Origin of the sequence: Variovorax fucosicus, from assembly GCF_030316825.1 — a bacterium.
Lineage (GTDB): Bacteria > Pseudomonadota > Gammaproteobacteria > Burkholderiales > Burkholderiaceae_C > Variovorax > Variovorax fucosicus.
Map to the genome: position 1 here is coordinate 23,085 of NZ_JASZYU010000002.1, position 20,922 is coordinate 44,006.

Annotated in this window: 13 protein-coding genes; 4 read left to right on the forward strand and 9 right to left on the reverse strand. The window is 63.2% G+C overall.

Annotated elements, in window-relative coordinates; all coding sequences use genetic code 11:
* Nucleotides 1–144: 144 nt before the first annotated feature.
* Nucleotides 145–891: a heparin lyase I family protein gene (locus QTI05_RS12160; RefSeq protein ID WP_286624824.1), complete on the reverse strand. Its 747-nt coding sequence runs from the start codon at nt 889–891 to the stop codon at nt 145–147.
* Between the two features lie 166 nt (nt 892–1,057).
* Between QTI05_RS12160 and QTI05_RS12165 the strand changes: the two genes are divergently transcribed.
* The 3 genes from QTI05_RS12165 (at nt 1,058) to QTI05_RS12175 (ending at nt 7,352) form a co-directional block, all read left to right on the forward strand.
* Nucleotides 1,058–1,633 (forward strand): hypothetical protein, encoded by a 576-nt coding sequence (locus tag QTI05_RS12165; RefSeq protein ID WP_286624823.1) that lies wholly within the window; start codon nt 1,058–1,060, stop codon nt 1,631–1,633.
* Between the two features lie 593 nt (nt 1,634–2,226).
* On the forward strand, nt 2,227–4,593 hold the full coding sequence (locus tag QTI05_RS12170) for an nSTAND3 domain-containing NTPase (RefSeq protein ID WP_286624821.1): 2,367 nt from the start codon (nt 2,227–2,229) through the stop codon (nt 4,591–4,593).
* Nucleotides 4,594–4,697: 104 nt separating this feature from the next.
* Nucleotides 4,698–7,352 carry an AAA family ATPase gene (locus QTI05_RS12175; protein ID WP_286624819.1) on the forward strand — a complete coding sequence of 885 codons (2,655 nt, stop codon included), beginning with the start codon at nt 4,698–4,700 and terminating at the stop codon, nt 7,350–7,352.
* 201 nt (nt 7,353–7,553) lie between these two features.
* On the opposite strand, the gene QTI05_RS12180 is transcribed toward QTI05_RS12175, so the two are convergent.
* Complete coding sequence (locus QTI05_RS12180; RefSeq protein WP_286624817.1) at nt 7,554–8,678, reverse strand: 3-deoxy-7-phosphoheptulonate synthase; 1,125 nt, start codon at nt 8,676–8,678, stop codon at nt 7,554–7,556.
* A 120-nt stretch (nt 8,679–8,798) separates the two neighbouring features.
* Here QTI05_RS12180 and QTI05_RS12185 point away from each other — a divergent pair, with 120 nt between their 5' ends.
* Nucleotides 8,799–11,702, forward strand: coding sequence for a galactose oxidase early set domain-containing protein (locus tag QTI05_RS12185; RefSeq protein ID WP_286657814.1), 2,904 nt, complete (start codon nt 8,799–8,801; stop codon nt 11,700–11,702).
* Nucleotides 11,703–11,705: 3 nt separating this feature from the next.
* On the opposite strand, the gene QTI05_RS12190 is transcribed toward QTI05_RS12185, so the two are convergent.
* The 7 genes from QTI05_RS12190 to QTI05_RS12220 form a co-directional block, all read right to left on the reverse strand.
* Nucleotides 11,706–13,145, reverse strand: a complete 1,440-nt coding sequence (locus tag QTI05_RS12190) for a glycosyltransferase family 87 protein (RefSeq protein ID WP_286624815.1) — start codon at nt 13,143–13,145, stop codon at nt 11,706–11,708.
* Entirely contained in the window at nt 13,146–15,089 is a 1,944-nt protein-coding gene (locus tag QTI05_RS12195) for an acyl CoA:acetate/3-ketoacid CoA transferase (RefSeq protein WP_286624814.1), read from the reverse strand.
* Nucleotides 15,090–15,097: 8 nt separating this feature from the next.
* Nucleotides 15,098–16,225: a zinc-dependent alcohol dehydrogenase family protein gene (locus QTI05_RS12200; RefSeq protein ID WP_286624813.1), complete on the reverse strand. Its 1,128-nt coding sequence runs from the start codon at nt 16,223–16,225 to the stop codon at nt 15,098–15,100.
* Complete coding sequence (locus QTI05_RS12205) at nt 16,225–17,907, reverse strand: acetolactate synthase large subunit (RefSeq protein ID WP_286624811.1); 1,683 nt, start codon at nt 17,905–17,907, stop codon at nt 16,225–16,227. The genes QTI05_RS12200 and QTI05_RS12205 overlap by 1 nt, the downstream gene beginning before the upstream one ends.
* A 320-nt stretch (nt 17,908–18,227) precedes the next feature.
* Entirely contained in the window at nt 18,228–19,190 is a 963-nt protein-coding gene (locus QTI05_RS12210; RefSeq protein ID WP_286624809.1) for a universal stress protein, read from the reverse strand.
* Between the two features lie 131 nt (nt 19,191–19,321).
* A complete protein-coding gene (locus QTI05_RS12215; protein WP_286624807.1) occupies nt 19,322–19,723 on the reverse strand; it encodes a GreA/GreB family elongation factor in 402 nt (133 codons plus the stop codon).
* A 287-nt stretch (nt 19,724–20,010) separates the two neighbouring features.
* Entirely contained in the window at nt 20,011–20,916 is a 906-nt protein-coding gene (locus QTI05_RS12220; RefSeq protein WP_286624805.1) for a 2OG-Fe(II) oxygenase, read from the reverse strand.
* Nucleotides 20,917–20,922: the final 6 nt, after the last annotated feature.

Consider the following 20,922-nt stretch of genomic DNA (forward strand, 5'->3'; position numbering starts at 1 on the left):
GCACGCCACACGACACGGTGAGGCTGCTACCGGGCTCCATGCGGCACCGCGCAGGAGGTCTCGTTGCGCCGAACGCCTCAAACTCATTCGGCTTTGCACCGTTGCTCTTTTTCATTGACTCAGCGAGCTTCGGCCTGTCGGCGTTTACGGTGACTCGACTTCTGCACGAGTCTTGCCGCGGCGCAACTGCGAGAAGAAGACGATCCCCGGCGGCAGGCTGGGGTCATCGATCCGGTAGACCCCGTACTTATGGTAGACCGGACCAGAGCCAACGTTCATCGTCTGCAGCGAGGTTTCGTCAATCACCGGGTCGCTTTCACCATCGACCCACACTTGCAGAAACCCGCTGTTGCCCCTGGTCCATTTAATGTGCACGACCAGGTCATGCCATTTGCCTGGGAAGTCCGAGTGGGAGATAAGCGGCCACGATCTGTCGTACCCCACACGAAAGTCCTTCGGAAAGTGCCTCAGAATGAAGCGATCCCTTACCTTTGCGAACACGAAGGCTGGCTTGAATTTTCCAGACTCACCCTTTTGCTGCATGAACTGTGTCAGCGTAACGTAGGGCCACGCTTCACTGCCGCGGGAGACGGAGTCGGGAAAGTCTGCAGGCACAAAGAACGACCAGGCGTACCAGTAGATGTCGCCCTCGTCCTGCAGGTCTCCGTGCTGCGCCATTTCCGCCCGAGCGCGAGGAATGTTGTCGTCCTCGCGTTCCTCGACGGTGTCCATGTGCCCTACTTCCCCTTTTCGAACCTCGAACCGCTGGGAGGCGCACTCCACGCCAAGCGGACGCTCTTCGATGCTGAGGGTGTAGCTGTGATCGGCGTTGACTGAATGGCTCGCTTCGAAGTGATGCGTCCAGCCGTGAGGCCAGGGAAGATGCGGCATGCTTGTGAATTTGGTTGTGGTAAGCCGACTTCCATTGTGCCGACGAGACGAGGTACCTCAGCCTGTGAGCCGGTGTTGTAATGGGTTCCCGCAATGATTTCACACTGACCCACGGGCCTGTACGACGGGCGCTGTGCAGCCCACAGAAGAACCGGAAGCACCTAAGATGATCGACAGCGTGTTCGCCGATGCAATGCAGGCTGCGGCTGGGGAACTTGAGAGAACCCGGACGGAACTTCGCAAGCTCCCATGTCCGTTTCCATTTGGCCCTCTCACGTTCAACCTCAAGGATCTAGGCAGTGCTAAGGAGGCGGCCCTTCTCAAGCGGCTGCCAACTGGCTACGCGAAGGCAGACAAGGGAAACGATCACATCTACGTATTCAGCCTACCCGACGCGCCTCCTACCGTTTACAAGCATCTTTGTAAGGTATTTGAAGGTGCGCGAGGAACGGACTCGGAGCAGGTTGCCGCCTACTGCCGCGTCATCAAGGAACACGTCTGCCCGGGCGCGCTTTATGTTGGCCGATCGAGACGTCTAAGAAAGCGGATCGCGGAGCACATGGACCGAAAGGATGGCGGCACATATGCAATGCATCTTGGCAGATGGGCCTCAGATTTGGACCTAGAGATTTCCATCTCGTACATTACCCTAAAGGACCGGTCCGACACCCTTGTGCAGGCGGTCGAGGACGGTCTCTGGGTTGCGCTCAAACCCGCGCTGGGAAGGCGCGGTGCACGTTGACGCCGACCTCCTTGATGCGAAGGGTCCCATCGGCGGCGCGCTCAATGCTCCATCAATTTGCGCGCAAGCAAGAGGCGTCGCATTGAGCGTTGGTGGCTTTCAGAAGGAGACGGCCTCAAGAGCCATGCGGGCGAACGTCCATGATCCGCCTCAAAAGCCGACTTGGAGAGCGGGCTGATGAAGTGACTGCAACCAGTCTAAAGGGAGCGTACGCGAAGGATGGCTGTGCAGCGATTGCAGTCTTCCAAACCCATAGACCAGACAGCCGATTTCTAGCCCTAGCGGTCGGTCGCTGCTTACGATTGCGACCGCTTCAGAATTGCAGCATCCTCGAACTCAGCTCTTCAAGCTTTGAAGCAGCGCCGCCTTGCGCCTTGGACCACAGTGGCACAGAGCACGACCAAAATGCAAAGTGTCCGAAAAGCTCCGCAATGCACATCTGAGAATCGGATCCCCGAACAATCGTTGCCGCCGACCGCAAGTTGTTGTCCCCAAGGCAATCGGGAAATGCGTGGCGACGAGGCTATGCTCAGCAAGAGCCTCAGCCTTCGTGGCGGCGCAACTGGTTCTAAACATCATGAAGGGAATGAGTGGTGAGCTATGACTTCATGACACTCGCGCCAGAGGACTTTGAGGCGCTCAGTGCTGACCTACTCTCAAAGGAGTGGGGTGGCGGGCCGCTGGAAATGTTCAAGGCAGGCAAGGACGGCGGGATTGATCTTCGCCACTCGCGCATCCCTCCGGGTCAACCGGGTGTCATCGTGCAATGCAAGCGATATGCCACCGACCGATATGCAGCGCTCGAGCGCAGTCTGAAGAAGGAACTGCCAAAGCTCAACCGGCTCCGGCCCGAGCGGTACGTCGTGGTTACGTCGGTCCCACTTTCTTCGCACCAGAAGGACAAACTGGTGGATGCGGTCTCGCCGTGGTGCAAGGGTCCACATGACATCTACGGATGCGCCGAACTGAATGGGCTGCTGCGGCAGCATCCCGAAGTCGTCACGGCACACTTCAAGCTGTGGATCTCGGGCACGCAGGTGCTACGCCAGGTGCTGCACGCCGACGTTTTCGCTCTGTCCAACGCGAACTTGGACGCCGCCCGTGATCTGATCTCTCGCCTTGTAGTTCACGACGGCGTGAAGGATGCGCTTGAAGTGTTGCAGCAGCGCCGACACCTGCTCATTTTGGGTAACCCGGGTATCGGTAAGTCGACCTTGGCGCGCATGATGATGTCGAGGTACGTGGCAGAAGGCTACGAGGCTGTCTGGACGACAACGGTGCGCGATGCGTGGAGAGTACTGGGCGAGCCGAGAGATGGTGGAAGAAAGCTTTTTCTGGTGCTGGACGACTTCCTAGGCCGTGTCAGGTTCAACGAGTCCAAGTTGCAGCAGGATGAAGATCGATCGCTTTTCGCGCTTCTGGATACCGCAGCGCGTTCTTCCCATCTGCGCGTCGTTCTGACCACGCGTGAGTACATCCTCGAGGATGCCAAACGAGCTTCAGGTTTGTTGGGTGAGAAGAGCCGGGAAATGAAGACATACACGCTGCTGCTGAAGCGGTACAGCGACGAACACCGCGCACGGATGGTCTTCAATCACCTCTACTTCTCTGACCTTCCCGACAGCCGCTTGGAAGCGTTTGTCGCTTCGCATGCCTATCGCACCATCGTTTCGCATCGTCACTTTAGCCCGCGTGTGGTGGAGTCCATCAGCAAGGCCGCAAACAGTCAGTCCCTCACCGATGACGAGTTCCTGGAATATGTGACGAAGGAGTTCAACAATCCGAAGGATCTCTGGCGTCACCCCTTTGAGAATGAGATCAGTCCTCTCGCGCGGTTACTCTTGACCGTGCTATGGACCTTCGGTGGGCGGGCAACGGTCCGAGAGTTCCAATCGGCCTGTGCGTGTCTTCAGTCGGGCACCGCCGGGGAAGAGCGTCAGCTAGAGTTCGAAAAGGCGCTGAGGCAGTTGGACGGCAATTTCTTGCTGATTGATCGGCTTGAAGCTTGGGAAGTTGAGGCCGGACTTCGTGTGTCATTCCAGAACCCGTCTGTGGAAGAATTTATCGAACAACGCATAGGAAACGATCCCGGAATGCTACGGGTTTCGGTCGGCGCAGTCCTCTCATTCGGGCAGATCAAAAATCTGCTGGAGTATCTCGAAGCCAATGCTGTCTCGATGCAACGAGCGGATGTGTCAGAGGTCTACGCCGCCCTTCGGGAGCGCGCGTATGAAGTGATCGAACCCCAGGCTGAAAATTTTCTGAGCCCTCCGCAGGCGTCCGGCGGCGGGGCTCGATGGTGGACCCTCGACCGCTCTGGTCCTGCTGATCGGGTACGGTCCCTTTTGAAGCTGGATAAGGCGGTCGAGCCCAATGACGAGAGAGGTGCAGTGGTGCGCAAAGCGCTGGCGCAACAGGCCTATTGGGCCAGCTTGATGAAGCATGTCCAGAGTTCGCCTTACGCCGCTAATGCCCTGAAGTATCTGGCCCAATGGATTCGCAATGATTCAGTCTGGCCACAGGAGGAAGTCTGGCGCTGTATGGAGGCGATGCGGGAAGCCTTCCACCAACTGATGGTGCACGAAGACGAGCATCTCATCGAGATCAATGCAGTCGAAGAACTGATCGACGGGTTCTGGACCGTCGCCGAGGACTGGCCCTCTGCAGTCGAACGCGCAGCGCTAGATGAAGCGCTTGCGGACATCGTCGACTCTTTAGTCCATGGATCGGCCAGCGCCGACGACGTTGAGTCTGAGCGCCGCAGCCTTGAACTGATCGAAATTATGCTGGGTTCGAAATATGCCGCGGAGATGGTGAAACTCGAGCAGCATGAGCTTGACCTGAGGGAGCAGGATGAGCAACGAGCAGTACAGGTTGAAGAAATCTCGCCTGTTCAGACGGAAAAGGCGGCGATTGAACGGTCAATTGACGAACTGTTTGCCAGTCTCGCTGAACGATAGCAAGGATGTGTAGCGCCGCGCGACGATCAATGCGTGGCCGAATTGCAGTCCGGCTTGGTGGCGCGAAACCTAGAATCGGTGAATGAGGCTCTAAGGAGACGCGCATGGCCACGGCCGAGCAGGACTACGTTCGCTTCTTGCGGTGGCTGCATTCGTTGCAACCGGCCGCCCCCGACCACGTCAGGCAATTCGCGAACATGGTGCTCGGCGACTTCGAGGCCGTCGCCGAAACGGCGCTCCAACGCAATGCGCGAGCCACCCAGTTGGCCGCCCTCGCTCGTCGGGGCTTGGCGGCGACTGCGGTGGGTATGCCCGAGGGCAAGGACGAAGACCAAGCGGCGGAATGGCCATGGACGCGGCTTCGTAGCTTGGCGGTCGGGCCATTTCGCGGTTTCGTACGCGAAGAGGTCTTCGACCTGCAGCGCCGGGTCGTTCTCTTTTACGGGCCCAACGGCGCGGGAAAATCCAGCATTTGCGAGGCGATCGAGCGCGCTATGCTGGGTTCGGTCGAAGAGGCTGGATTGAAGCGCCTCGACGAGCCCGCGTATCTTCGCAACATTCATGCTGGCCGCTTCGTGGAACCAAGGCTCATGGCGACGAGCCCTGATCGCCGGGAAGCTCCCGTTCGCGCGAACGCGGACCTCTACCGCTTCTGCTTCATCGAAAAGAACCGGATCGACGCCTTCTCGCGAATCGCGCAACGTCCGACCGGGCAACGGGCGGAGTTGATCGCCACGCTGTTCGGCATGGAGAAGTTCAACGATTTCTGCGGCCGCTTCAACGACCAGATTGATCCCGTCTTGGTCATCGACGCTCGGAAGCAGAGAGAGTTACGGCTCAAACAGGAGGCTCTCGCGTGGGCCCGCGCGACGGTGAGTGGCGAAGCCGAGAAACTCGCCCAGCACGACGCAGAAAACGAGGCCTACGCCGCGGCGTTCAGGTCCGAGACGACCTTCGCCCGCCTGCAGGAGATCATCGGCTCGACGGAAGTACCCGGGCGACTCGCCGAGTTGGACGGATTGCTCAACGCAGTGCCAGGATTGGTGATCGGCGTGGACCGAGCCAGCCTTGCAATGGCTTTCGAACGCGCCAACATCGCGGCGGAGGCGCTGTCCACCACAACGCGCGAGCTGCAGCGTCGCGCGAGCCAAGTTTCGTTCCGAGCGCTGTATGGGGCGGTGGTGGCGCTGGAGGCCGAAAGCGCCGATCGGTGCCCCGCCTGCGAAACCCCGCTGGACCGGGTGACCCGTGACCCATTCGAGAAGGCGCGCAAGGGGGTCGTTGAACTCCGCGAACTCGCCGAGTTGCAAGAGCGTCAGGAGCGGCAGCGTGGCGAGCTGATGACGGCTTCGACCGAGTTGCACGCCGCGCTGACGAAGCTCTCAGGCTTCATCATCGCCCAAGGTGAGGCGGCCACAGTCGTGCGCAGGCATCTCGAGGAGTTACCGGCGCGGCCAGCGGGCGCCAACTGGTGGATGGGCGTCTATCTGCCGGAGGCCGGGCAGGACGACGGACCGGCGTCTCTCGAGCAGCTTCTTTCTGTGGCCGACCACGTCTCCGCCACCGACCAGAACACCCGGGCGCAACTCGAACGCCGAGTCGAGCTTGCCGCCGAGCGCGAGGGTCTGCTCGCGCGCCAGCGCCACATCGATCAGAGGAATCAGACTCGCCAGAGGATCGGCGACGACGCGGCAGCCGCGCGCGAGACCATCGCCGCCTTCGACGTGACCAACGCGCGCCTCATTGCCGACGCCGAGCAGGAGCGGCTCGACATCCTGCGCGACGCACCGATCCGCGCCGCGTACGACGCGTTCCTTCCCTACCTGCGCCGTTTCAAAAATGAGTTGCCCGGCATGCTGATCGCGGGCCTGGGCGACATGGCTCGCGATCTCTACAACGACTTCAACCGAGGCGACCGCGATGAGGACAAGCTCGCCCACCTCTACTTGCCCCTCACCGGCGAGCAGCGCATCCAACTCGCGTTTCGCGACGCGATCAACCGGCGCGTCGACGCACTGCAAGTGCTGAGCGAGGGTCATATCCGGTGCCTCGGCCTCGCGATCCTGTTGGCCAAGGCCACGAACATCGGCTCGCCGCTGTTGATCTTTGACGATGCTGTGAACGCGATCGACCACGACCATCGCCACGGCATAAAGGAGACGATCTTCGCCGGCGAGCGCTTCCTCGCGACGCAAATCTTGGTCACGTGCCACAGCCCCGAGTTCATCAAGGACGTTAAGAACGCTATCCCGCGCGAACGGCGCGGCGATTGTCAGGAATACGCCCTCACGCACCACGAAGGCGACCACCACCCGCGCGTGCATCGGGACGTTCCCAGCAGCGCCTACATCGACAAGGCCCGCAACGATCTCGGCAGATTCCAGTTGCGCGATGCGCTGGCAAATTCCAGGCGTGCCTTGGAGATGCTGTCTAACAAGGCTTGGAAGTGGCTGGGCTCACACGAGCTCGGCGAGCTCAGGCTGACGATGCATGGCCCGACGTCGCCGCTGAATGTTCGGGACCTGTGCGACGCGATCCGCGTCAAGCTTCGCTACAGCGCCACGTTCGACCACCCCAGCAAAGCGCCCTTACGCGAGGCCCTGGAGGAAATCCTCAGCGCCTCGAACCTGACGTGGAAATATCTGAACGGCGGGACGCACGAAGAGGAGGACAGGGATGAGTTTGACCGGGTCGAAGTGGAACTCGTAGTGTCCCGCCTCGAACGCATCGATGCCTTGGACCTTCGCACTCGCAGGTGACCGCTTGGCGGAGCGGAGTGCCAGATCCGCGCTACTGGGCCGCGTCGAGGCCGCGCGGCTGGCTCAAACGTCTTCATCTGCAACACTCCTTCCGCCTACGCGGTGGTTAGTGTGTTGCAGCGACCGGTTGAATCCGCCGTCGAAGCCGACCGACGCGCCTAGATTGCGCGAGTCCACCCCGCAAGCAAGTCCCCTCCAGCCTCACCCCTTCGACAATCGCCGCCGCGCCTTGACCGCCGAAGCCAGCCCCTCGAGCACCGGCACCGTCTGAGCAAAGCCGATGCAGGCATCGGTGATCGAGACACCGTGCTTCAGCGCGACGCCAGGCTTCAAGTCCTGCCGTCCTTCCTCGAGATGGCTCTCGATCATGATGCCCGTGATGCGCCGGTCGCCGGCTGCGATCTGCGCCGCCACGTCTTGGGCGACCACGATCTGCCGCTGATGCTGCTTGCTGCTGTTGCCGTGCGAGACGTCGACCATGACCTGGGGCCGCAGGCCGTTGGCCAGCAGCGCCTCGCAGCTGGCCGCGACATCCGCGGCCGAATAGTTGGGGGCCTTGCCGCCGCGCAGGATCACGTGGCAGTCGTCGTTGCCGCGCGTCTCGAAGATGGCCGCCATGCCCATCTTGGTCATGCCCATGAAGGCATGCGGTGCGCGGGCCGCGAGGATGGCGTCGGCCGCCACCTTCACGCTGCCATCCGTGCCATTCTTGAAGCCGACCGGGCAACTCAGGCCCGACGCCAGCTGCCGATGGCTTTGGCTCTCGGTGGTGCGGGCGCCGATGGCACCCCAGGCGATCAGGTCGGCAATGAATTGCGGGCTCAATAGGTCAAGGAACTCGGTGCCGGTCGGCAGGCCCAGCGTGGTCAGCTCGAGCAGCAGGCGCCGCGCGCGCTCGAGGCCTTCGTTGATCGCGAAGCTGCCGTCCAGGTGCGGGTCGTTGATGTAGCCCTTCCAGCCCACGGTGGTGCGCGGCTTCTCGAAATAGGCACGCATCACGATCAGCAGGTCGTCCTGCAGGGAATCGGCGACCTTCTTCAAACGCTGTGCGTATTCGATGGCCTGGTCGTGATCATGGATGGAGCAGGGGCCGACCACGACGACCAGCCGGTCGTCGCGACCATGCAGCACGTCGGCGATCGCCGCGCGGCTGCCTTCGACCAGCGCCAGCGTGTTGTCGCGCACGGGCACGCGTTCCTGCAGCAGGGCAGGGGTGATGAGCGGTCGAACGGCGCCGATGCGCACGTCGTCGATCCGGGTGGTGTCGAGCGTGCTGTCGCGGGAGCCGATTTCGGCGTCGTGGAGGGGGTCGTCGAGGCGGGGCATGGTCGTGGCTGTGATTTCGAACTGGGCTTCTTCGATTGTCATCTCCAAGGCGCCCACAGCCGACACGGTCCGGGCATGGCCGATGTATAACTGCAAAGTTCTCACTTCAAGGGGTGGGATATGTCAGGCTCCTCGCAGGATCCGCGTGCTTCGGGTTTCGCATGGATCGCCTTGTGCGCCCCATTGGTGATCACCGCCTGCGGTGGTGGCGGCGACAGCGCAGGCACCGGCATGGCCGCAACGCCCACCGGTGCCAGTAATGCGCCGGCCCCCGGCGCGGTGCCCAAGCCGCCGTCTCCATCGTCGCCCATCAGCAAGGCCGTCAGGTCGGCGGACGACATCGCCCGGTTGCGGCAGCTGGAGCGGGATCGTGCTACCCCAATCGATCGCGGCCGCGGGGCGCCGGGTCAGACCACAACCGCTGCTGCGGCGGCGGCAGCAGCAGCCCCGGTAGCGCCCAGCGCGGGCGGCCAATGGGCCGACCCGATCAGCTGGCCGATCAATGCCATCCACGCGGTGCTGACGCCCGACGGCAAGGTCATGAGCTACGGCACCGACCCGAGCGGTGCCCAAGGCGCCCAGCTCTACTACGACGTGTGGACGCCCGCCACCAACGCCCACAGCCTGCTGCAGCACACCACCCGCACCGATATTTTCTGCACCGCCCAGTCCACGCTGCCGTCCGGGCTCGTGCTGCTGGCCGGCGGCGATACCCGTGGAATCACGCCGAACCAGGTGAATGGGGGCGTGCGTGACGTCAATCTGTACGACCCCGCTGCGGCCACCATCACGCCCGGGCCACCGATGGCTTATGCGCGCTGGTACGGCACGCTGGTGCCGCTGGCCGACGGGCGCCAGCTGGTCGTCGCCGGCATCAACGCCGTCGGAGGGGGATCCGGCGTGCCCGAAATCTACCGACCGACGCTCGGCTGGCAGACCCTCGATATCCAGAGCTGGCCGGCGGACTTTTTCTATCCGCGGGCCGTGCTGGCGCCCAACGGGCGCGTGCTGGTGACCGGCGGAAGCGGGCTGTTCAGCATGAACACCGAGACACCTTTCATCCTGCAGATCGGCACTTTTCCCAAGGCGACGAGCTGGAGCATGCCCTGGGCCATGTTCGACCGCGGCAAGATCCTGATGGTTGCCGAGGACGGCAGCGCGATGGTGGTGGACTTCAATGGCAGCACGCCGGTCATGACTTCGATCCCCGGCCCCGGTGCCAATCGCATTTGGGCCACCGCAACGGTGCTTGCGGACGGCAAGGTGCTGGTCACCGGCGGCTCGGCCACCTACAACGAGCTAGTGGACACCGCCTTCAGCGCCATGATCTGGGATCCCGCCACGGGCCAGTGGAGCACCGGCGCAGAGGCGACGAAGCCCCGCCTCTATCACTCGACGGCAATGCTGCTGCCCGATGGCACGGTGCTGTCGGCCGGCGGCGGCTCGCCCGGGCCGGTGGTAAACCTCAATGCCGAAATCTACTCGCCGCCGTATCTGTTCGACAGCAACGGCCAGCGCCGGGCGCGCCCCATCATCAACCAGACGCCGCCCCAACTGACGCTAGGCACTGACTTCCGCGTTACCGTCGCGTCCTCGCGGCCGATCCGACGCGTCACGTTGATCCACACCGGCGCGGTCACGCATTCCACCGGCTTCGGGGAGCGCTTCCTCGAGCTACCTTTCACCCAGGCCAGCGGCAGTGCCAATGTTGACATCACCTTCAACGAGAGCCCGAACGTCGTGCCGATCGGCCACTACCTGCTGTTTGTGATCGACGACGCCGGCGTGCCCTCGATTGGAAAAATACTCAAGGTGGATGGGGGCATGACCAAGGTCGCCGACCAGGGCCAGACCTTCAACCTGCCCGCGCCGACTGTCGTGGAGTTTGGCGTGGGAGGGAACTGGACCCAGAAGACGGTCTCCGGCAGCGTGAGTTGCCAGAGCGACTTCTTCGGGGCCAACCCTTCGCCCACCGTGACCAAAAACTGCAAGGTGCTCGCAACCAAGGCTTCCGGCGTGACCCCGGGCAGCACGCAGACGACTGGCGACCGTACAGTCGCCGCGCAAAACGCCGCGTTCAACATGCCGAGCGCGGTGCTGGTGAGCTACGGCGTCGACAACCGCTGGGTCGACAAGGTCGTGACCGGCGCCGGCACCTGCACGACCACCTTCTTCGGCACCGATCCGGCGCCCGGCGTGACCAAGTCCTGCGTGGCGGATTCGGGCGTCACAGGATCGCCGGCGCCGGCACCATCTCCTCCTTCGGGGGCCACGCTGGCCGGCGAAGGCGGCAGCTTCACCGTGTCGGCTCCGACCCTGGTCGCCTTCGGTGCTGACACGCGGTGGGTGCAGAAGACGGTCAGCGGCACTGTGCCCTGCACGAATGACTTCTTCGGCACCGACCCTGCGCCATTCGTGGTGAAGTCCTGCAGGCTGGTGACAGCCTCGCCGCCCGCGCCAGCCCCAGCCCCAGCCCCCGCGCCTGCGCCTGCGCCAGCACCTTCGCCGGTGCCGTCCGGAGCGACGCTGGTTCCCGAGGGCGGCACCTTCACGGTGCCGAGCCAGACGCTGGTGGCTTACGGCGCCGACACGCGCTGGGTGCAGAAGACGGTCAGCGGCACGGCGCCCTGCACCAATGACTTTTTCGGCACCGACCCGGCACCCTTCGTGGTGAAGTCCTGCAGGCTGGCATCCGCACCAGCACCAGCACCAGCACCAGCACCAGCACCAGCACCAGCACCAGCACCAGCACCAGCACCAGCACCAGCACCAGCACCAGCACCAGCACCAGCACCAGCACCAGCACCGGCACCGGCACCGGCACCGGCACCAACGCCGCCACCTTCAGGCGCATTCCTGGCCAATGAGGGACAAAGCTTCACCGTCTCGGCTCCCACCGTCGTGAGGTACGGCGCCGACACGCGCTGGGTGGAGAAGACGGTCAACGGCACGGTGCCTTGCACCAATGCCTTCTTCGGCACCGACCCGGCGCTCTATGTCATCAAGTCGTGCCGCGTCGCCTGACGGTCAACAGGAAGCATTTTTGGGGGGCAAGATGGGTAACCGGCTTGATGGCGCTCGGACGCCGCGGCCGCGCACCCAGCTCCGTCCTGCCGCTTCCCGCTCCAGCCAACACGTGCGATGCAACATCGTCAGCAACATCACCCCACCGAACAGTTGATACGACTGCAAGAAATTCATGGCGCTCGCAGCCGAGGCATTGACGACGGGCGATAGATTCACCGCGATTAGCAGATAGGAAAGCATCAGCACTGCGACCTGCCCCCAACGCCGCTCGATGAACGTCAACCATCGTGGGAAAACAAGCGCCAGGATCGGCAACATCACCGCATAGTGATGGTCCCAGACGATAGGAGAAGCGAGTGTCAGCGTTGCAACGACCAGTGCGAGTGGCTCTGCGCGCCCGACTGTTGTGCCGGCGGTAAAGAAAACCGCCCCCAGCAGTGCGACCGAAGTCAGGGTGGTGGCGAGGTAAACGGCAGGGTGGAACGGCGCGAAGGCATTGCCGAGCCACTCAAGGTTGTTCCCGTTGGACAGCAACCGATTCAGCAGGCCGTTGATGGATTGGTTGGCATAGAAGCTCTCACCGCGCAGTGCGACGTGCTTCAGCACGGGTAAGTAGTCGAAGAAGTTCTGAAATCCGTAGAGCAACATGGCCACCGCGCTGGAACAGGCGACCACTGCGGCCGCTGCGCCCGCAAAACGCCATTGACGCGTCATGAGAGCCCAAAAAATGGCGAAGGCCCACTGGGGCTTGATGGTGCAACAAATCCCGATGAGTAGCCCCGCGGCGACGGGGCGCCCACGTTGCTGCGCAAGCAACGCCAAAGCCGCCACAAAGGTCAGGAGCGTTTGAATCTGCCCCAGGTGGTCCCCGCGAGTCAGGGGATAGAAGAACAGCGCAGCGATGCCTCCCAGCAGGAGAATGCCACGAGGAGGACGCGCCGTCAGATGCGGCCAGGCTTGGGCAGTCGTGCGGGTTTGTTGTGCACCGTACAGCAGAAGCACAGCAACTACCCCGGTCCCGATCACGGAGAATTTTGAGAGAAACCACATCACGCGAACCGGACTGACGCAGTTGCATGGATTCCTGGCCAGGAGGTCGAGACTCAGCAGCGACGTCAGGGGGTACTGAAACTTGACTCGTTCCGTGAAGAACAGCTCGCCGTAGACATTGGCACCCGACGGTCCATGGAGATGCGCCAACGCACGCAGCATCGGCCCCCAGGAGTCCATGCCAACCGTCATGGAAAAGAAGTGCGCCGCGTATCCCAGCGTGCTCTCGGAAAACTTGCCAGCTGCCAGCGCGAACACCGCGTCGACCACGACGCAAGCGCCCATCATGAGAAACCAGCAATGCTGCACCCCCAGATGCCAGAAGAAGTCATGAACTCTTCGCTGCAAGCCGTCGCTTGGCCGCTGCCCGATTTCGGTGGAGGGCATCATCTAGACCGCCATGTTGACGTGGTGCAGAAACTCGATTGCTTCGGACTGGGTCTCGAACAGATGCGCGGCTCCCTGACGAGAGGACAACGACGAGCCAAGCTTCATTCGCATGAAGGCACTGGTCGTATAGCGTGTCGCGGTGCTGTAGTACTGCTCGTGCAGTTCTTCGACCATCGCGAAGTACGAATCGCTCAGGGATTCGTCGATCAGAAATCCGTCGTAGTTGGCGACGAGTGCCATCTTGCGACCCGCTTTCCGGTACAGCGCGGCAAGCACCCGGCGCACGCTGTCGACCCCGTCCTGATCCCGTATGACGTGACCCTGAAAGTTGACGAAGAGAATGTTTCGCTCGCCGTCGTAGCTGAGGCGCTCGGTCAACTGGAGGTCGAGCAGCGCCGCCGACAGCCCCATCGGGCCGGCGCGGTACAGCCGCGCATCCATGCATTTGACTTGCGCGATCAACGGCCGGAAATCCATATGCGCCAGGATGTCCCGGTCGATGTCGATGCCTGGCGCCACCTCGGTCAACTGAAGTCCGCCCGGCTGCAGTGTGAAGACGCAGCGTTCGGTCACATAGTGCACTGACTGCCGCTTGCCCACGGCCTCGGGCCCGCTGAACGTGATCTGCTCCACCGCCGCGACGAACTTTGGAGCACGGCCCTCGGTCACGATGCGCAGCTTTCCACCTTCAATGGCAACTTCGAGGCCACCCGCCGTGAAGGTGCCCGCAAAGACCACACGGCGCGCGTTCTGGCTGATGTTGATGAAGCCGCCCGCACCTGCCAGCCGTGTGCCGAACCGACTGACATTGACGTTGCCGGCGCGATCGATCTGTGCCATGCCAAGGCAGGCCAGGTCGAGGCCACCGCCGTCGTAAAAATCGAACTGCTGGTTCTGGTGCAGCAAGGCCTGTGTGTTGACCGCGGCGCCGAAGTCCAGCCCACCTTGGGGCATTCCACCGATGACGCCGGGCTCCGCTGTCAGCGTCAGGTGGTCGAGCACGCGCTCTTCGGCGGCCACGGCCCCCAGAATCTCCGGCACACCGATGCCGAGGTTGATGACGCCTCCCAGCGGCAGTTCGAAGGCACACCGGCGCGCGATGAGCTTGCGTTCGTCCAGCGCCGCAACAGCGATCCTGTTGGCAGGGACACGCATCTCGCCAGAGAAGGCGGCGTTGTAGGCGGTGCCGTAGGTCTGCTGGTGGAGCTCCGGTGACGCAACCACCACGCAGTCGACCATGACGCCCGGCACGACCACGCTACGCGGGTCGAGCGTTCCTGCGGCAGCGATGCGCTCGACCTGGGCAATGACCAGCCCGTTGGCGTTGTGCGCCGCCATGGCTGCCGCCTGCGCGTCGAGCAGCAGTGCTTCGTGCTCCATCGTGATGTTGCCGGCCGGATCTGCTGTCGTGCCGCGGATCAGCGCGACATTGACCGGGAAGGCCTTGTAGAAAAGCCATTCCTCGCCGTCGATCTCCATGACACGCACGAGTTCTTCCTGAGTGCGCTGATTGATGCGCCCGCCGCTTTGCCGCGGATCAACGAAGGTGCCGAGACCGACCTTGCTCAGAGTGCCGGCGCGGTGCGCAGCGGCGTCACGGTAGAGATGTGAGATGGTGCCCAGAGGCAGGTTGTACGCCTCGATCAGGTTGTCGGTGGCAAGCTTGGCGAGTTGCGGCACCAGTGCCCAGTGGCCGCCGATCGCGCGCCTGATGAGGCCCTCGTAGGCCAGGCGGTTGACGCCGCGCGCCTTGCCATCTCCCGGTGCGGCCGCAAAGACCAGCGTCAGGTCGCGCGGGCTCTGCGTCATCACGAAGCGCCTTTCCAAGGCGACGATCAGTTCCTCCGGCGTTCCAATGCCGACGAAGCCGGAGCAGCTCACGCTATCGCCATCGCGGATGAGCGCGATGGCCTCATCGGCGGTGACGATCTTGTCCCGATTCATCACCTTGTTCAATCGAAAACGACGACCTGCCGTATGGCTTTTCCTTCGTGCAGAAGGTCGAAGCCAGTGTTGATGTCTTCGAGCGCGATGCGGCCGGTGAGAAGCTTGTCGACCGGCAGGCGCCCCTGGCGGTACAAGCTGATGTAGCGAGGAACGTCACGAGAAGGCACGCAGGTTCCGATATAGCTGCCCTTGAGCGTGCGTTCTTCCGCAACGAGATTGACGGCAGCCAATGGAAAAGTCGCATTCGATGGGGGCAGGCCAGCGGTCACGGTGGTGCCGCCGCGACGCGTGATGCGGTAAGCCAGATCGAGCGCCGGGATGGAACCGGCGAACTCGAAGGCGTACTCGACGCCGCCCGCGCTGAACTGTCGAACCTGCTCGAGCGCGTCGGGTTGCCCGGCATTCACCGTGTGCGTGGCGCCCAGTGCGCGTGCCTGCGCCAGCTTGTCGTCCGACAGGTCGATGGCGATGATCTGCCGCGCGCCGGCGGCCTGCGCGCCGATCAACGCGGCCAGGCCGACGCCGCCCAGGCCAACCACCGCGACCGATGCGCCCAACGGAACCTTTGCCGTGTTGACGACCGCGCCGACGCCCGTCAAGACGGCGCAGCCGAAGAGCGCCGCCTCGTCCAGCGGAACCGAGCTGTCAATCTTCACGAGCGAATGACGGGAGACGGTGGCGTATTCGGCAAACACGGAGCAACCGAGATGATGATTGAGTGTCTGCCCGACCTGCGAGATGCGCCGTGCGCCGGAAAGCAGCGTACCCGCGCCATTTGCGGCGGCACCAGGTTCGCACAAGGCCGGCCGGCCTTCGGCGCATGGCGCGCAATGGCCGCAACTGGGCACGAACACCACGACCACGTGGTCGCCAGCCTTCAGATCGGTGACACCATCACCCAGGCTTTCGACGACGCCGGCGGCTTCGTGGCCCAGCGCCATCGGCATGGGCCGCGGACGATCGCCATTGATGACAGAGAGGTCCGAATGGCACAGGCCCGCGGCGCTCACCTTGATCAAAACCTCCCCCGGCCCCGGTGGCGCCAGATCGACCGTCTCGATCGAGAGCGGCCTGGACAATGCATAGGGCGGTGCGGCGCCCATCTGCCGAAGAACGGCGGCCTTGATCTTCATCAGAGTACTCCTGGTTGGGTGGAAGTTGCCGCAACGCGATTGCGCAGTTCGTCGACCAATACCCGGGTGTTCTCGGAGTAGTCGATCGGCACGGCGATGATCTGCACGCCCCCTTCGGAGAATGCCGTTTCGAGCGCGGGTGCCAGACCTTCGGCGGTCTCTACGCGGCGCCCCTTCGCGCCGTACGCGTCCGCATACTTCACGAAATCGGGATTCCCGAAAGTCATGCCCCAGTCGGGAAATTGGTCAACCGACTGCTTCCAGCGAATCATCCCGTAGGCGTTGTCCTCGACGATCAACACCACGAGATCGAGATTGAGCCGAATGGCAGTCTCGAGCTCCTGCGAATTCATCATGAAGCCGCCGTCGCCGCACACTGCCAATACCCGGCGCCCCGGATACAACAGCGCGGCCATCATGGCCGACGGCAGACCGGCGCCCATGGTCGCCAGCGCGTTGTCGAGCAGCAGTGCATTGGCTGTCCGCGTGGGATAGCAGCGAGCGAACCAGATCTTGTACATGCCGTTGTCGAGCGCGACGATGCCGTCATCGGGCATGACCCGCCGCACGTCGTAGACGATGCGTTGCGGCGTCAACGGAAAACGCGACTCGGTGGAACGGCTCATGGTGCGCGCCAGGATTCCCTCTCGCTGCGGCAGCAAAGCCCCGGCGTTTGGAAGGCGGCCTTCGATGCGATCGGCCAACAGCGTCAGGCTCGGGCCGACGTCGCCCACAACCTCCGCATGCGGGAAGTACACCTGCTCGACTGCGGCCGGCATGTAGCCGACGTGGATCACCAGCGGGCCGTTGGGACCCATGATGAACGGCGGCTTTTCGATGGTGTCGTGGCCGATGGCGAGAATCACGTCGGCCCTGTCGATCGCTTCGTGTACGTAGTCGCGCTCCGTGAGTGCGGCGGTACCCATCCAGAAGCCGGTCCTGCCTTCGGCGATGCCACCGCCGGCGACCGTTCCCTTGCCCATCTGGGTGTTGAAGAAAGGAATACCGACACGGCGGACGAAATCGGCCAACTGGCCTTGCAGCCGGGGGCGATTGCTTGCAGCGCCAAACATGACGAGCGGTCGCTCCGCCCGCAACAGCATTGCAGCAGCGCGTGCGATAGCGGCTTCGTGGGCCACCGGCAGATCGATCGGGTGCACGGGAATGACGTCCACGTCGTTGCCCACCTCTTCGGCGGCCACGTCTTCCGGCAATTCGAGATGCACCGGGCCGGGCCGCTCTTCGGCGGCGACTCTGAACGCGTCGCGCACTACGGTGGGGATGCTCGAGGCACTCACGATCTGCCGCGATGCCTTCGTCAGCGGCTTCATCGTGGCGACGATGTCGACGATCTGGAATCGCGCCTGCCGCGCAGTCATGATGGCCTTCTGACCCGTGATCAACACCATCGGCATGGCGCCGAGATGCGCATAGGCCGCGCCCGTGACCAGGTTGAGCGCACCCGGCCCGAGTGTGGCCATGCACACGCCGGGCTGTCCGGTCAGGCGTCCATGGGTCGCAGCCATGAAGGCGGCAGATTGCTCGTGCCGCGTGAGCACAAGTTCGATGCTGGATCGCCGCAACGATTCGACGAGATCGAGATTTTCTTCGCCAGGCACAGCGAAGATGCGCGTGACGCCCTCGTTCTCCAGCGCTTTGACGAAGAGGTCGGATGCTTTCATGGCAACCTCAAGCTGGAGGCGGGTGCGGTCATGACGGCTTTCTGTGAAATTTGGAATCCCGCCGCAACGCTTGTTGCACTGCAGCATGATCGAGTGTGAGGTAGGGTGGGTTGGAGGCACAAGCGAAATGTGCTGTGCCGAAACGGCATTAGAGGAGTGCACTCAAAGAGCACGCCCCAGAACGAGCAACTTCAGCGGAAAAACCTGTCGCGATCCTGGGTTGCATACCGAAGCCTGGAGCCTCCGTCTGTGCGACATCGCACATAGCGATTCGCGCTGAGAACGCGGCTCGCGCCATCGTCCAAAACCTCCGATCGTCCTCATTGCGAACTCTCGTTCTGTCGGATAGGACTGATGCCGTTGTAGGGATCCGCAGATGCCTCACAGTCTCGCCACGCTCGGCGCGAGCGAATCGGTGATGCGCTAGCTGCGGGCGCACTCGACGCGGGCTGATAGCTATGGGGCACTATCAGGACATCACTGGTGCTGTCACGCAGCACGCCCTGGGCAACGCTTTCGAAGAGGAGGTCCACTGCTGCCGATGAAGGGTGCTTCCCGACAACGATGAGCTCTGCCCCGCTGCGCTGCTGCTGCACAGCCACCTGCCTCGCCGGGTTTCCGTATCGGATGGCAGACAGCACGCGATTGCGGCGCGCATCGTAGGAATCTGTCAGCCAGAACATGCGGTCCTGTGCATACCGTCGGCACTCCTCGCGGTACGCCCTGATGGCCTGCTCGGAAACCTCTGCATAGCGAAGCTTGCCCTCGTTGGCCGTGCTGACGGCATGGAACAGCTCGACCTGTGCATCCTTGTTGAGCGCGAACGCAAGCTCCACCAGGCTGCGCGACGCTTCCGAGAAGTCGATGGCCACGACCAGGCTGCGATAGGGGCCTTCGGCCGGGTTACGCACGACAAGAATGGGGCGCTGGCACCTGCGGAGCATGCGTTCCACGGGCTGGCCCGAAAAGAATGATCGAATTCCTCGCACCGGCGCAGTGCCCCAGACCAGGAGGTCAGCGCACCGCGCCTCGGGCAGGACGTCTTCGAGCGTGAAAGCGATTCGGCTCGCTGAACGCACGGGGATGTCATGGCGCTCACTGAGCTGCATGGCATGCAGCGCCAGGCGGCGCGCCGCATCGGGCGGCGGCGGTTCGCCAGGATAGGCGAGGTAGAGGAGCTTGAGCGTTGCGCCGTGTTCCACGGCGAGGAGGGCTGCGCGAGACAGCGCGTTGTCGCCCTGTGCGGAGAAATCGGTGACGGCAAGGATGGCGTGTGGGGTCATGGCAGAACTGCTTTCGGAATGGCTTGCGCCTGCTTCCGGCGCCGGGAGAGGCAATCGGGAGCAGCGCGATGAAGAGAAGGATCGGGTGCGAAGCGTTGGGCCGCGCCCAACTGCTCGGGGCGATGGCCCCGCTACGTCTGGTAGTCGCCCGTGGCCTCGGGCTGAAAGAGGATGGCGGCGACTTCAGCGGCGCACTCATCGCCACTGGGCGTGCTCCACTTCGCGACGTCCCCCACTTTCAGACCCAGCAGGCTGTTGCCAACCGGCGAGAGCACTGAAATGAAGCCAGCCGCGGGTTCCGCGTCGCCCGGATAGCAAACCGTCAGCGTTTGGCGGCGGGCGGTGTGCACGTCGACCAACTCGACCCGCGAGTACATCGTCACGACGTCGGAAGGCACCGCGCGCGAACTCGTCACTTCTGCGCTTGCCAGCAGGTCGGCCAGGCTTGGCGAAAGCGGGTGTCCGGGCAACTTGCTCAAACGGGAGAAATCAAGATCGGTGAGCATGCGCTCGCCGTGAATCGTTGCATGCATTGACGCACTCCATCGAATGCGAGCGTCGTCCGGGTGGGACGGCGGCCGCTACCGCGCTAGGTTTTATGCCCGGCGGTGGATGGTTGCGCTGAAAGGGGAGAGAGCGGACCGCCGGGCTTAGGAATGTGCTGGCGTCAGCTGACGACGCGCCTGCTTCGCGACCGCAAGCGCGCAGGCCGCTGCAAGAAGCAGGGCGGCCAGTGCAGCGTGGGTGGAAACAAGGGCGATGGTCATGCAAGGAGTCTAGGCCGTAGTGGGCCGCAGTGGTAGTTGCGCCAGCAATGGCCTCACGCTTCTTGCCAGATTGAAGCTGTCATCGAGGCGGCCACGAATCGGCGCTCGCGCATCCACTTCGTCATGACCCACTTCTCGCCCCGGGTCACGGGCGCGCTGGCGTGCAGGGACCGCGTATCGACGCGGCCGTTGTCATCGCAGTACTCGAAGTAGCAGGCATTGCCGCGAATCGGCGAAACCGCCAGGCCAAGTCGCGGAAAGACCGTTTGGCCGCCGTCCGGCACATCGTTGAGATAGGTAACCAGGGTGCTCACGCGCTGACCGCTTCGTGCGATGGATTCCCGGTTGGCGGCATTGGTGGGCGCCAGGTAGTCGTAGTGAGGCTCGCTGCCTGCGCCGGTTGGGTAGTACAGCACCTGCAGCCCTTCGCCGTTTTCCAACGGAAGGTTCATCAGCATCGAAAGGCGTCGATCGAGACGGGTGACCAGATCGTTCTCCCCCAAACAGAAAAACATGCCCCAGCTCGCGCGCTTGTCGCTCACCACGTCGTGGCCGCTCACCGGATCGACCAGCGTGGAAGGCTTCAGGCGCGGCCGAGCCATTTCAATGAGGGTCTTGCATTCTTCGGCGTCCACGACGTTGCCAAGCGCGGCAAAGACCGGGTCTTCGCCGCGCGAGTGCACGACGATCTCACGGTCGCACGCCAGGATTCGCGTGCCCGGCGCGAGTCGCGCTACGGGCGTGGATGGGGCCTCGTCCGGCAGTTCGATGGAATCGGCCGGCATCGCTCTGCCACGCTGCCGCGCATCGAGGTAGGCCGCGACGATGGCCTGCGCAGTCCGCTCGGCCATGCCCTTTCCCCGCATCGTGGCCACAAGCGCGTGCGGCGCTTGGCCTGCATCGAGGTTGTGCGTGAGCCATCGGCCCAGATCGGGCGAGAAGCGGACGACGGTGCTCATTGGTGC

Bases quoted from the DNA above. Each gene is read 5' to 3' on its own strand.
- QTI05_RS12160 (WP_286624824.1), bottom strand. From the start codon at position 891: ATGCCGCATCTTCCCTGGCCTCACGGCTGGACGCATCACTTCGAAGCG.
- QTI05_RS12165 (WP_286624823.1), top strand. From the start codon at position 1,058: ATGATCGACAGCGTGTTCGCCGATGCAATGCAGGCTGCGGCTGGGGAA.
- QTI05_RS12175 (WP_286624819.1), top strand. From the start codon at position 4,698: ATGGCCACGGCCGAGCAGGACTACGTTCGCTTCTTGCGGTGGCTGCAT.
- QTI05_RS12180 (WP_286624817.1), bottom strand. From the start codon at position 8,678: ATGCCCCGCCTCGACGACCCCCTCCACGACGCCGAAATCGGCTCCCGC.
- QTI05_RS12185 (WP_286657814.1), top strand. From the start codon at position 8,799: ATGTCAGGCTCCTCGCAGGATCCGCGTGCTTCGGGTTTCGCATGGATC.
- QTI05_RS12190 (WP_286624815.1), bottom strand. From the start codon at position 13,145: ATGATGCCCTCCACCGAAATCGGGCAGCGGCCAAGCGACGGCTTGCAG.
- QTI05_RS12195 (WP_286624814.1), bottom strand. From the start codon at position 15,089: ATGAATCGGGACAAGATCGTCACCGCCGATGAGGCCATCGCGCTCATC.
- QTI05_RS12200 (WP_286624813.1), bottom strand. From the start codon at position 16,225: ATGAAGATCAAGGCCGCCGTTCTTCGGCAGATGGGCGCCGCACCGCCC.
- QTI05_RS12205 (WP_286624811.1), bottom strand. From the start codon at position 17,907: ATGAAAGCATCCGACCTCTTCGTCAAAGCGCTGGAGAACGAGGGCGTC.
- QTI05_RS12210 (WP_286624809.1), bottom strand. From the start codon at position 19,190: ATGACCCCACACGCCATCCTTGCCGTCACCGATTTCTCCGCACAGGGC.
- QTI05_RS12215 (WP_286624807.1), bottom strand. From the start codon at position 19,723: ATGCATGCAACGATTCACGGCGAGCGCATGCTCACCGATCTTGATTTC.
- QTI05_RS12220 (WP_286624805.1), bottom strand. From the start codon at position 20,916: ATGAGCACCGTCGTCCGCTTCTCGCCCGATCTGGGCCGATGGCTCACG.